Raw genomic sequence first — 11,333 nt, forward strand, 5'->3', positions numbered from 1 at the left:
CGGCGGCCTCGGCCAGCGGCGTGCTTCTCGCGCTGCTGCCGTAGCTGCTGGCGTTGCCGCCCGACCTGGCCGCCGGCTTGGTGGCCTCAATGACGGGCGAGGCGGGTCGATCAACAAAGGCCGCAACTTCTGCCGCGGGGTCTGCATCAGTCGATTGATCGTCGACCGGCTCAACCTCAACCGCCTGTGCCTGGCGCTGCTCGGTAGCGGCAAGGTCCAGGCAATCGAAAAATCCTCTCGGCGTCATCGTCATACCTCCTTGTCGCGGTTGGCGAACGTGGCCACTTCATCATCAGGATCAGCAGCAGCCGAATCGGCCCCTGCCAGGCTGTTGCCGCCGAAGCTGGGCACATCCTCGGCCGCCTGGTCTGTCTGGCTGCTCGCCCGGATCGCGGCGGCGATCTTTCCGCCAGTGGTGTCGGCGATGCGTTCGGCAGCGGCGTCGCGGATGCTGGCCGCCTTGGCCTTCGCAACGTCGCCAATGCCATGCGCCAGGTTCGCAGCCGTCGCCGCGAGAAGGCTGCCCGCACCTTGGCCGGCCTTCGAGCTGCCGGCGTCGCTGCTGGCCTTCGAGCTGGAACCGCTGCCCGAGCTGTCGGCGTGGCTGGTCTGCTGTGCCACCTTGCTCTGGCCGCTGCTGCCCGAACTGCTGGAGCTTCCCGAGTTATAGAAGCCGGCCGCCTGGCCGAGCGGCGTACTTGTGCCGGCACTGGAACCGCCGCCACCAAAGCCCGCCGCCTGCGCGAACGATCCAGCATCGGAATCACCGCCAGCACCACCACCAAACATGGGCATTCCGCCCGATTCGCCACCGGCGCTGGCCCCTGCTTTCTCGAACGCTGCTTTAATCGCCGACATGCCGCCGGCGGCCGAGGCTGCACCGCCCATCACGGCCGCGCCAGCCACGCTTGCCGCTCCGGCGGCCATGCTCGCCGCGCCCATAGCCGCACCGATGGCGGCACCTGCACCGAAGTTGCCGATGCCACCAGCGCCACCGATACCCGAGCCGGTGATGATGCCGGCGACAAGCGGGGGCACGCGATTGACCAGCATGAGCAACGCCACGCAGAAAACGAGCATCACGCCCAGCTCTTCAAAGTTCAGGGTGCCGGTGTTCATCCTGGCGTAGAAGCTGGAAAGCAGGTCGTTCCCGATGCCGACCAGGAGCACCATCGTCATGATCTGCACGGCCACGCCCAGCACGGTCTTGTAGTAGTTGATCGCCATGTCTGACGTCCAACGCGAGCCGCCGAAGCCAAGGAAGAAGATACCGGCGTACATCAGCAGCCAGCCTGACACGAGAAGCAGCAACATATTCACGGCGACAACGGCCAGCAGGATCAGGATGCCGACGCTCAAGGCCACACCGATGAAGCTATCCACGGGCGACCAGATCGACGAGTTCCTGAATGCCTGCTTCAAGATCATGAAGCCAATATCCACGATGCCCGAGGGTGTCACCGACGCCACCCCAGACGCCTGCTCACCAAGCCGGGCCAGTGACTGGATGATCGAGTTGGCGAAGGTCGGGCCATAGCGCAACAGCCAGAGGAAGAAGCCGAAGAACAGGATGAACCTGATGAACTCGGCGAAGAACTCGCCAATGTCGGCCTTGCGCAGCGCCATGAAGCCGAACGTGAAAACCAGCGAGATCGTGCCCAGCGTCCAGAACAGGAACATCGCGGCATTCATCACCACCGTCTGCCAGGACGTGGCCCGCGTGGCGAACTCCGTCACCACCTGGTCAAGCATCCCTTGGTTGGTGAGCTGGGCCGACGCGGCGGTGGAGTAAAGCGCGAGGGCGACGCCGATCAGCGCCGCCTTGTGCAGTGCTTTCATGGCTTCGCCTCCTTCTGGTCTTTCGGGTCGGCCAGTTCGAGCCAGTTCATGGGCTTCTCGGTCGGCGCGATGCCGCCGGCGGCCGGCGACCGGCGCGAGCACAGCCCGGCGAATTTCTCGCGCGTGGCCCTATCCTCGATCTTCGTGATCGCCTCAATCTGGCAATTGGTGTCATTGACCTCGGGCATGGGCGGGATGGCTGGCTTGTTGTCGCAACCAGCCACCAGCACCACCACGAGGCCGGCAAGCAGCATCGTATTCTTCATGGTGCAGGGCCTCCGTCAGCGGGTCAGTTCGAGCCAGTTTCTTGGTTTGGCCGTGCGCTCGATCCTGGATTCCCTGGAAGTCGCGCCGGCGGCCTGCTGTTGCGCCTCTACGTCGGCCTGCGCCTGCATCCTGGCGGTCGCGGCGTTCTGCTGTGCGATCAGCAGGCCACGGATTTGCAGGAGCTGGTTTGCCTGGTTGGCGGCGAGCTGGTTGGCGTAGCCGATGGCCTGCATCTGCCCGGTCGCGCCCTGCGCGGCGGACTGGAGCCGTTCGAGCTGGCGAGCATCGGCGGAAAGGTTGCGCTGCTGTTGCTCCAGGCCCTTGAAAAGCGCGTCGTTCGCCTTCTTCTGACTCTCGCTCGCCAGGCTGCGGTTTTGCTCCATCGCGGCGCGCTCGGCATCCGAGCACCCGGCGGCCGAGAAGCACGGCGAACCACGGTAGTAGGCCACATCCTGGAACTTGCCCAGGTACGCATCGACGCTGCCGAGCTGATTCCGGTAGTAGTTCAGCGTGTCGGTGGCAGCCATCAATCCGTTGATGGTGGACTGCGCCTGATCCCAGATATACGCGGCCGGGGCCATTGTGTTTTGCAGCATGTTTTCGTACTGCTGCAACTGGGTCTGGTACTGCTCGATCTGCTTGAGCGTCTGCGCCACCGACTCGATGGCCGTCATGACGTTTTGCACCAGGTTGCCGCCGTCGATGACGGGGATGCCTGCCTGCGCCGGGGTGATGATGATGCTGCCGGCCAGAGCGGCGGCGAGCGCGGTTTTAGCCGCTAAAAAACGGACGTGCTTCATGGTCGCAATCTCCATTCGATGAAAGAAAGGCAATGCCTTGACCAAGCTCGCGCTTGCCCACGGCAAGGTTTCATCGAAGAGCTACGCCACTAGCTAATCGGTATCGCCCTTGGCACTGAGGCCCGGGCTTCGGTGATTCTGTTCTCGGCCCTTACGGGGTGTCCCTGGCCTTATGCGTTCTCCCAAGAGTTGATAACGCCCAGGCTGGCGGCCTGGAAGGGGCTTGTGTCGCGTGCAGCACACGGTAATTTAGCTGCTAAAACTCTCAAGGTTCGGCCCTCGGCTGCACCACCGACTTCATGAGCCGGCTCATTTCGTCCTGGGTGGCCTCGATCCGACCCAGCAGGGCAAGGATCGTGGCATCGCCGAACCGGGCTGTGCGCGGATCGTCGGTCAGCCATAGCTTGAGCAATCCGCCCAGCCGGCCAAGGTCGCCATTCACTCGCACCAACTCGCGCACATAGTGATAGTCCATGACACCCCTGACCTGGTAGCCCTGGCCTACGTCGCGCAGGTAGCGCGCCATGCTGATTCCCGCCATCTTGGCGTTCGCCTCAATCAGTTCGCGTTCTTCTGGAAGGCAGTACACCTTGATCGGTGGGCTGCCCTTCCTGGTGATTCGATTCTCGTCGCCCATTTGTCCTCCAACCGGCGGTAGCCGGCAGCCTCGCAGAGCAGGATGCCCGTTGAGCGCCCCGCGCGAATAAGGGACAGTGAAGAAGGACAACCGGCTTGCCGGTGGGCCTACTTCACACATCCTGCCCGCCTTACGGCGTTGTTTTTGTCTCGTATGACTCATCGAATTTCGCGCTGTAACCGCACCATTGCTTCGCAACAGCGCGCCAGCAGCGAGAAAACCAACGGAAATTGCCAACGTCCGTGTGCTTGCAGCGATCCAAGAGGCCGGTAACAGCGTTTCAGCCATGCGCTTGCAGCGATTGAGCATGGGACTTTGCTCACTTCGTGCCCTGACCCGTGGAGCCAGGCGGCGCATTGGTGATGTGCTGGCGAACGTATTTCAGGAACGTCTCATAGCGGAAAGGGATTCGCCCAATCTCGCGCATGTGCTCCCAGATGATCTTGAGCGCGTAGCCGGCCTCCATCGCTTCCTTCACGTCCGCGCGCGCCGCCATGAAAGCGGCCAGGTAGTCCCTGCGCTTTATCTGCGAGGTCTGCTGCTGATGAGCGAGCCGTGCGGCCAGCTCGTCTGGATAGCTGCTTTCTGTCGTCGCCATGTCCGTAAACCTCCGTTATCAACTGAACTACTCCGAAGGTTACGGAGTGCCCGCCTACACAACATTCCAATAATTGGCCGAAACGGTTGACATGGAGCCGATGACACTGGCACGCGCATCGAAATAGGGATGGCAGCCCATTCAGCACGGAAGGTTGAACGCCAAGAGGGAGGCCGAGAGAATCCCCCGCCGCTCGGCCCCTCAAGTGTCAAAGAGTGGATCACATCGTCAGAGGCGGCGATGCGAGCTCGAGCGCCGGCGGCCGCCATCGTCGGAACTGACGATGGGGCCCTCGGTGCATCGTCGGATGTGGCGATGGTCGACCGTGGCCCGGACATGGCCAGCCTCGCCGGAAATGGCGATGCTGCAGCTCGACGTGTGCGCGAAAGAAGGGCCGGCCTCATGACGTGACCGGGAATGGATTTGAACTGTTGTATGTTGTAGCGCGCTACAACATACAACACCTGCCTATTGACACTTGAGGGGCGCAGCGTTTTAGCCGCTAAAAGAACCGCCCGGAGCTGCCCCCCCTTCTGGCGTACAACTCAACGGCCGAAGGCCGACCATCGGCAAGCGGCAAGGGCTTGGCGTCGCCCTAAAGGGCGGCGGCAAGCACCGCGCCTAGTGGATGATCTTGGAAGATCATGGATGGAATTTGCGAACTAGCCGCAAGCCCGCGCCGTTGCTGTGTTTTCCGGTTTGAGACGGGGAACGTTGCTACGGGTGAAGGGGAACATTGCTACGGAGTTTGGGGAACGTTACTACGGGCTTCGGCCTGCCAATTTCCCACTTCCCTGCCGCATACTCGCTGACCTTCCAGCCCACGGTGGCAAGCTCGGCCAGAGCCTTGCGGGCCTTCTGGCGGCGCTTCTTCATGGCCTCGGCGTTCGCCTCGTCCGGCCAGACGTAGCCAGAAAGGGTATCGAGTTCCACGCGCCCGGCTTTGCCGGGATCGATCCAGCCGCATAGCCGTTGGTGAATCAGGCGGGCCGGGTCGGTTTGTAGCGCCCGCACCTCGGCCATCTCGATGCGGGTATACGGGCGCCTCCCAAGAATCGCCTCCGCAATCTGGGGATTCAGCGCGACGAACAACCGCCCGTCCTCCTCATCGAAGGCGTAGCTCATCAGGTGAAAAGACCTTTGCCTGCTTCCCTTGCTGACTACCACCGTCACGTTTGCCATGCGCAGCAAGCTCGCCTTGATCGCCCTGATATTGTCGCCGCCATCGGTCAAGCCGATTTCGCCTAGCAGGCTGGTCATACTCTCTCTCACGACCAGCGCATCCTGCCCTACCGCGTCGAACTTCGGCTCAAGGAATAGACGGAGTTGCTTCGGCAAGTCCGCTGTTGGCTCTGGCGTCAGGATGATGCCCTTCGGTCCTCCAAGAGCCACAAGACCTTGCAGCAGCCGCATGTCATCAGCACCAAGAGGCTCGAAGCCGACGAACCGCGCTTGTTCATTTTCGGCGTAGTGATACGTCACATCGAGCTTGAGCCTCTTCCGTTCGCCGCGCTTGAGACTGCGGAACAAGCCGGGGACCAAGCAGTGCATTGGATCGTGCCTGGCATGGGTGAGGTCAAAAGCCATCGCCTCGCCTCCGACCATCACGTCTTTCCTCATTCCTGCTGGCCTCATACAGCTCCACCGGCACCAGCACGCCGCCGGCGTGCCGCATGTACCAGCGATCAAGCGGCGTGGCGTCGTAGTTCTGCTTGCTGACGCCGAAACGCACGAAGTAGCCGCGCCGCTCATCGCCGATGGGCTGCCGGTCATGGGCGCGGTCGCTGAGGCGCTTCGCCTCGTCCTCGGTCATGCGGGCGACGTAACCGCACCACCTGGCGTTGTCGATCAGCGCGGACGCGCCACGCGCGGCCTGCTGCTGGTCGGTCTGCCCTTCGCGGGCGCTGCCCTTGCTGACGTGGTGCAGGTAGAGCACGGATGCACCCGTGGTGGCAGCAACGTGCTCCAGTACGGCCACGAGGTGGGCCATGTTGCCGTTGCTGTTCTCATCGAGAGTGTGAATGCGGCTCAGGGTGTCCAGCACGATCAGCCGCGCCCCGGCACCGTCCTCAATAACGCGGCGCAAGTGGGCCTTTTTCATGATGTCCAGGCGCTTGCCCATGATCGGCTCAAGCGCGAGGTTCTCCGCGATGGCTTGACGAGCCGCGTGCCCGAGGTGCTGGCCGATGGCATGAATGCGCCGCACAAGCGCGGGCGGTGGGTCTTCCCCGGCCAGATAGACCACACGCCCGGTGTGCGCGGGAGCAAGTCCCACGAGGTCGCCGCCGGCCACGCTGCATGCGATGCTCATGGCCGCTTCCAGCGCCCAGAAGCTCTTGCCAGTGGCCCCTGGGGCGACGAGCGCGCCGACGGTTCCCGCGAGGAAGCCCGGCCATATGAAGTCCAGCACCGGCGGTTCATGCTCGAACGCCGCCAGTACATCAATCGCCATGACTCAGTTCCCCGTTCCGTACAGGGACTCGTCGCTCAATGCCTCGGCGATCTGCGAGGTTCGGAAGTAGACCCGCCGGCCGATCTTCAACCGAGCCTTGTTGATCCGCTGCGTCCACTCGTTCGTCGCGCGCAGGCTGATCCGCAATCCATCAGGCGATCGATCCAGGACAGAGGCGAGCTGCGCCATGCTCAGCAGCGGGCCAAAGCGTTGCAGCAGCGTGTCTTCTATCGTCATTGCGTAAACCTCCGTTATCAACTGAATTGCAACGAAGGTTAGGCGCTATTGGGGGTTGCCTACATCTTATTAGTTGTCCAAAATGGTTGACATGAAGAACGATCCAACCATTGTCATCTGGGAAGGCTGCGATCCCACTGTCTCGGAAGCCATCGAGCAGTTTGAGGATCGCTGGCGGCCGTATTCCGCCTCCTCGCGGCGCTACCCCATCGTTGGGCTGATACAGGAACTCATTGACCCCGCCGTGGCTGCGTACACGGCGACGCTGCCACAACGCTACTTGGGCCATATCCCCGGAGCAGGGACAGGGGTGGGCCTCAGCGGGATCATTCGACTGGTTGGACTTGATGCGATGGTTCGCATGCAGCGGCAGTTGCTGCGCCAGTTCATCAAAACGGAGGATAGGCAGACGCCAAGAGATCGGCGGTTTGTTGCGACACTCGAATCGTTGATTGGGCTTGTATGGGACTGCGCCTGCAAACGGCCGGTGAAGTCGAAGGTGCGCGACACCCGACTGAATGGCGAACGCCTCCAGGGGTTCTGCCGGTTCTGCGGATCACTCGCCGAGCTGACCTCATTCGCCGGCGGGAGCGATGATCCGAAGGCGGACGATCCAGAGGAAAAGCTTCGACTAAGCAGCCTGTATTGCCTGGATCACCGGCCTAAATTGCCGAGCGGCGCATGGAACCCTGTCTACAGACAAGCAAGGCGATCCCTCGCGCAATTCGACCTCGAACTGGCGAGACTCAACCAGCAATGCGCGAAGCCGGCCACTGCCCAAGTGAAATCGGGCGATCAACTGGTTGACAGCTACTTCTTCCACTATGTCGCGGGCCAAACCTTACAGCCGGCGGACAAGGCAGAGCTGCGCAATCAAGCACGGCTGATGGTGGACTCGAAGCTATCGGATCGCAAAAAGCAGATGCTGATGCTCCAGTGGTCTGGACTCAATCAGTCGGAGATTGCGCGAAAGCTCGGCATCGAGCGCCAAGCGGTATCGAAGGCGCTGGCGGCGATCCCCGCAATGTTCCGCTTGAGTACAAAGCCGCGCTCACGGCGTCAACCTAATTGACCAACTAATAGGACGAAACAATCCGCATTGCCAGGCACCATCAGGCACATGTTCGCAAGTGACTGAAAGAGGCCAGGGGATGCAGGCAACGACAAGCAAGACGCTCATCAATCGGAAGAAGCTACTGGCGATGATCCCGCTGTCTGAGCGCACGATCTTCAACATGGAGCAGCGCGGGGAGTTTCCGCGCCGGATCGCACTCACCAGCCGAAACGTCGCCTGGGACTTGGCCGAGGTCGAGGAATGGATAGAGGCGCGGAAGTCGTCGGGCACTCAGGCCATGCGCCCTGGCTTCACTCCGTCTGCCGTGGCCGGCGGCTCTGCTGCCCCTTTTAGCGGCTAAAACGCTGCGCCCCTCAAGTGTCAATGAAACCCGAGGCCATGCCTCGATGCTCAGGCGGCGCTGCCTAACCTGCCTTCGTCTGGTTTACACCTTCGGCCGTCTCAGCGTCCATTCGTCGATCATGTCCGCCCAGTCCTGCAACATCGCCGTGCGCTGCTCGCGGTACTCGGCCTTGTTGTAGACGGCCCTGACGCCTCTCTGCTCGTGTGCCAGGCACTTCTCGATCCAGTCCGTGTTGTAGCCGGCTTCATGCAACAACGTGCTGGCCGTGCGCCGCAAGTCATGTGGCCCGAACTTGGCGAGCGACCGCCCCTCCTTCTGCGCCAGCCGATACGTCAGCGTCAGCACCTGGTTGAGCGTGGCGCTGCTCATGGGTAAATCCGAGTCATACCGCGACGGAAGCACGTAGTCCGATCCCCCTGCGAAGGTTTTCAGGGCAATGAAGATGTCCAGCGCCTGCCGGGACAGGAACACCAGGTGCGGATTGCGCCGCTTCATCCGCTCCTTCGGGATCGTCCAAAGCGCGTCGCTGAAATTGATCTCGCTCCATGTCGCGTTAGTCAGCTCGCTCTTGCGCACCATCGTCAACAGCAGCAGCTTGGCCGCCGCCCGAATGGATGGCGCTGTGCCGATGCGCTCCATGTACTGGTACATCAGGCCGATCTCGTCGGGCGTCAGCGCACGGTCGCGCGGCTCGAACTTGGCAATGGTCGTCGGGCGCACCAGCTCGGCCGGGTTCTCGACCTTCTGGCCGCGCTCGATGGCCCAGCGAAAGACCTGGAGCACCACCTCGCGGACATGCACGGCTGTCGCCGGCGCGCCGCGCTCGACGATGGCATCGGTCAGCGCGCGCAAGTCTTCGTGGGTGATCTCCACCAGCTTCTGATTGCCGAACTTCGGCTTCAGCTCGCGCTCGTAGACCGAGCGGCGCATGTCGCGGGTGGAGTCGGCCATCTGGTAGCCGCGCAGCCACTTTTCCGCCCAGGCCCCGAACGTCTCCGCGTCCTTGACGCGGGCCTTGTCCCGCGCCTTTTCCTTGGCCGGTGACTTCCCGGCCGCGACCATCTTCTTGGCCTCGCCCAACCGCTCGCGGGCTTCCGCCAAGGTGATGCCGCCGACACCGTAGCGGCCGAAGGTGATGGTCTCCTGCCTACCGTGGATCGAGTAGTTGTAGCGGAACGAGATCGCTCCGGCGGCCGTGACGGCTACATAGAGGCCGTCACGGTCATTCACCTTGTAGAGCTTGTCCTTCGGCTTGAGGTTGCGCAGCTTGGTATCGGTCAACATGGTTCTCGCCCTGATTCAGCTCAAATACCATGATCAGAAAACCGGCCCATCCTGGCGTAAAACAACAATTAAATCATCGTCTTACACCAATTCGATACCATGAACATCCGCAAGGTGGTTGCATGGTATTGGCGACTTCTCATGGCATAGAAGCATTCAATGCCATCCATCATGCCATGAAAAAACGGTGCTTGGCGATGCCAAATGTTGCCAGGCGGTGCTGAACGAAATCACAAAAAAGCCCGCAGTGACGCGGGCTTAGGTGTGTTTTAGTGCTACTAGATGCCAGCCAGTGCCAGACGCCGGATCACTCCCACTCAATCGTCGCCGGCGGCTTAGTCGAAACGTCGTAGGTCACGCGGTTGATGCCGCGCACTTCGTTGATGATCCGGCCAGACACCTTCTTGAGCAGGCCGTAGGGCAGCTCGGCCCAGTCGGCGGTCATGAAGTCGCTGGTCTGCACGGCGCGCAGGGCCACGACGTAGTCGTAGGTGCGGCCGTCGCCCATGACGCCCACGCTCTTGACGGGCAGGAAGACGGTGAAGGCCTGGCTGGTGAGGTCGTACCAGTTCTTGCCGGTGGCTTCGTCGGTCCAGTTGCGCAGTTCCTCGATGAAGATGGCGTCGGCGCGGCGCAGCAGGTCGGCGTATTCCTTCTTGACTTCACCCAGGATGCGAACGCCCAGGCCCGGGCCCGGGAAGGGGTGGCGGTAGACCATTTCGCGCGGCAGGCCCAGGGCCACGCCGAGTTCGCGCACTTCGTCCTTGAACAGGTCGCGCAGGGGCTCGAGCAGCTTCAGGCCGAGCTGCTCGGGCAGGCCGCCGACGTTGTGGTGGCTCTTGATGGTGACGGCCTTCTTGCTCTTGGCACCGCCCGACTCGATGACGTCGGGGTAGATGGTGCCCTGGGCCAGGAAGGTGGCGCCCTTGTGGCCTGCATCGCCGGCCTTGAGCTTGGCGGCCTCGGCCTTGAAGACGTCCACGAACAGGCCGCCGATGATCTTGCGCTTGGCCTCGGGCTCGCTGACGCCGGCCAGCTTGCCCAGGAACAGGTCGCTGGCGTCCACGCGGATGACCTTGGCGTGCAGCTTGCCTTCGAACATTTCCATGACCATGTCGCCTTCGTTCAGGCGCAGCAGGCCGTGGTCCACGAAGACGCAGGTCAGCTGGTCGCCGATGGCGCGGTGGATCAGGGCTGCAGCCACGGACGAATCCACGCCGCCCGACAGGCCGAGGATGACTTCCTCATCGCCCACCTGCTCGCGGATTTTGGCGACGGCTTCCTCGATGTAGTCGCCCATGATCCAGTCGGCATTCGCCGCGCAGATCTCGCGCACGAAGCGGTTGAGCAGGGCCGCGCCCTGCACGGTGTGCGTGACTTCGGGGTGGAACTGGACGGCGTAGAAGCGGCGCGCCTCGTCGGCCATGCCGGCGATGGGGCAGGACGGCGTGGAGGCCATGACCTTGAAGCCCGGGGGCAACTCGGTGACCTTGTCGCCGTGGCTCATCCAGACCTTGAGCATGCCGTGGCCTTCGGCCGTGGCGAAGTCCTCGATGCCCTTGAGCAGTTCGGTGTGGCCATGGGCGCGCACTTCGGCGTAGCCGAATTCGCGGGTGTGCGAGCCTTCGACCTTGCCGCCCAGCTGGGTGGCCATGGTCTGCATGCCGTAGCAGATGCCCAGCACGGGAATGCCCAGCTCGAACACGGCGTCGGGGGCGCGGTCGTCCACTTCGTAGACGCTGGCGTGGCTGCCCGACAGGATCACGCCCTTGAGGCGGCCGTCGGCGGCGAATTCACGCAC

13 protein-coding genes are annotated in these 11,333 nt (G+C 62.6%); 2 read left to right on the forward strand and 11 right to left on the reverse strand.

Annotation, left to right across the window (positions count from 1 at the left end; all coding sequences use genetic code 11):
- The 9 genes from L995_RS25725 to L995_RS25765 form a co-directional block, all read right to left on the reverse strand.
- On the reverse strand, positions 1 to 247 hold a 247-nt coding region (locus L995_RS25725; protein WP_231574530.1), incomplete at its 3' end, for a hypothetical protein.
- 2 nt (positions 248 to 249) lie between these two features.
- Positions 250 to 1,839, reverse strand: coding sequence for a P-type conjugative transfer protein TrbL (gene trbL / locus L995_RS25730; protein WP_022579747.1), 1,590 nt, complete (start codon positions 1,837 to 1,839; stop codon positions 250 to 252).
- On the reverse strand, positions 1,836 to 2,105 hold the full coding sequence (trbK, locus tag L995_RS25735; protein ID WP_022579748.1) for an entry exclusion lipoprotein TrbK: 270 nt from the start codon (positions 2,103 to 2,105) through the stop codon (positions 1,836 to 1,838). The genes trbL and trbK overlap by 4 nt, the downstream gene beginning before the upstream one ends.
- A gap of 15 nt (positions 2,106 to 2,120) precedes the next feature.
- Entirely contained in the window at positions 2,121 to 2,906 is a 786-nt protein-coding gene (gene trbJ, locus L995_RS25740; RefSeq protein WP_047474148.1) for a P-type conjugative transfer protein TrbJ, read from the reverse strand.
- A 265-nt stretch (positions 2,907 to 3,171) separates the two neighbouring features.
- Complete coding sequence (traJ, locus tag L995_RS25745) at positions 3,172 to 3,543, reverse strand: conjugal transfer transcriptional regulator TraJ (protein ID WP_022579750.1); 372 nt, start codon at positions 3,541 to 3,543, stop codon at positions 3,172 to 3,174.
- Between the two features lie 319 nt (positions 3,544 to 3,862).
- A complete protein-coding gene (locus L995_RS25750) occupies positions 3,863 to 4,141 on the reverse strand; it encodes a TraK family protein (RefSeq protein WP_022579751.1) in 279 nt (92 codons plus the stop codon).
- A gap of 717 nt (positions 4,142 to 4,858) precedes the next feature.
- Entirely contained in the window at positions 4,859 to 5,746 is an 888-nt protein-coding gene (gene repC / locus L995_RS25755) for a replication protein C, IncQ-type (RefSeq protein ID WP_186009768.1), read from the reverse strand.
- Positions 5,718 to 6,593: a helicase RepA family protein gene (locus L995_RS25760; protein WP_022579753.1), complete on the reverse strand. Its 876-nt coding sequence runs from the start codon at positions 6,591 to 6,593 to the stop codon at positions 5,718 to 5,720. The genes repC and L995_RS25760 overlap by 29 nt, the downstream gene beginning before the upstream one ends.
- Before the next feature lie 3 nt (positions 6,594 to 6,596).
- Entirely contained in the window at positions 6,597 to 6,830 is a 234-nt protein-coding gene (locus L995_RS25765) for a hypothetical protein (RefSeq protein WP_022579754.1), read from the reverse strand.
- Positions 6,831 to 6,921: 91 nt separating this feature from the next.
- Here L995_RS25765 and L995_RS25770 point away from each other — a divergent pair, with 91 nt between their 5' ends.
- Positions 6,922 to 7,902: a hypothetical protein gene (locus L995_RS25770; RefSeq protein WP_022579755.1), complete on the forward strand. Its 981-nt coding sequence runs from the start codon at positions 6,922 to 6,924 to the stop codon at positions 7,900 to 7,902.
- Between the two features lie 79 nt (positions 7,903 to 7,981).
- Complete coding sequence (locus L995_RS25775; protein ID WP_022579756.1) at positions 7,982 to 8,245, forward strand: helix-turn-helix transcriptional regulator; 264 nt, start codon at positions 7,982 to 7,984, stop codon at positions 8,243 to 8,245.
- Positions 8,246 to 8,329: 84 nt separating this feature from the next.
- Here L995_RS25775 and L995_RS25780 read toward each other — a convergent pair whose 3' ends face one another.
- Positions 8,330 to 9,532, reverse strand: a complete 1,203-nt coding sequence (locus L995_RS25780; protein WP_022579757.1) for a tyrosine-type recombinase/integrase — start codon at positions 9,530 to 9,532, stop codon at positions 8,330 to 8,332.
- A 307-nt stretch (positions 9,533 to 9,839) separates the two neighbouring features.
- A partial coding sequence (guaA, locus tag L995_RS25785) for a glutamine-hydrolyzing GMP synthase (RefSeq protein WP_231574531.1) occupies positions 9,840 to 11,333 on the reverse strand: 1,494 nt, incomplete at its 5' end.

The sequence above is a fragment of the Delftia sp. ZNC0008 genome, from assembly GCF_000799035.1.
In the GTDB taxonomy this organism is placed as follows: Bacteria; Pseudomonadota; Gammaproteobacteria; order Burkholderiales; family Burkholderiaceae_C; genus Comamonas; species Comamonas tsuruhatensis.

Coding starts and splice junctions, on each gene's coding strand:
- trbK (WP_022579748.1), bottom strand. CDS start 2,105: ATGAAGAATACGATGCTGCTTGCCGGCCTCGTGGTGGTGCTGGTGGCT.
- L995_RS25760 (WP_022579753.1), bottom strand. CDS start 6,593: ATGGCGATTGATGTACTGGCGGCGTTCGAGCATGAACCGCCGGTGCTG.
- L995_RS25765 (WP_022579754.1), bottom strand. CDS start 6,830: ATGACGATAGAAGACACGCTGCTGCAACGCTTTGGCCCGCTGCTGAGC.
- trbJ (WP_047474148.1), bottom strand. CDS start 2,906: ATGAAGCACGTCCGTTTTTTAGCGGCTAAAACCGCGCTCGCCGCCGCT.
- traJ (WP_022579750.1), bottom strand. CDS start 3,543: ATGGGCGACGAGAATCGAATCACCAGGAAGGGCAGCCCACCGATCAAG.
- L995_RS25780 (WP_022579757.1), bottom strand. CDS start 9,532: ATGTTGACCGATACCAAGCTGCGCAACCTCAAGCCGAAGGACAAGCTC.
- trbL (WP_022579747.1), bottom strand. CDS start 1,839: ATGAAAGCACTGCACAAGGCGGCGCTGATCGGCGTCGCCCTCGCGCTT.
- L995_RS25750 (WP_022579751.1), bottom strand. CDS start 4,141: ATGGCGACGACAGAAAGCAGCTATCCAGACGAGCTGGCCGCACGGCTC.
- L995_RS25770 (WP_022579755.1), top strand. CDS start 6,922: ATGAAGAACGATCCAACCATTGTCATCTGGGAAGGCTGCGATCCCACT.
- repC (WP_186009768.1), bottom strand. CDS start 5,746: ATGGTCGGAGGCGAGGCGATGGCTTTTGACCTCACCCATGCCAGGCAC.
- L995_RS25775 (WP_022579756.1), top strand. CDS start 7,982: ATGCAGGCAACGACAAGCAAGACGCTCATCAATCGGAAGAAGCTACTG.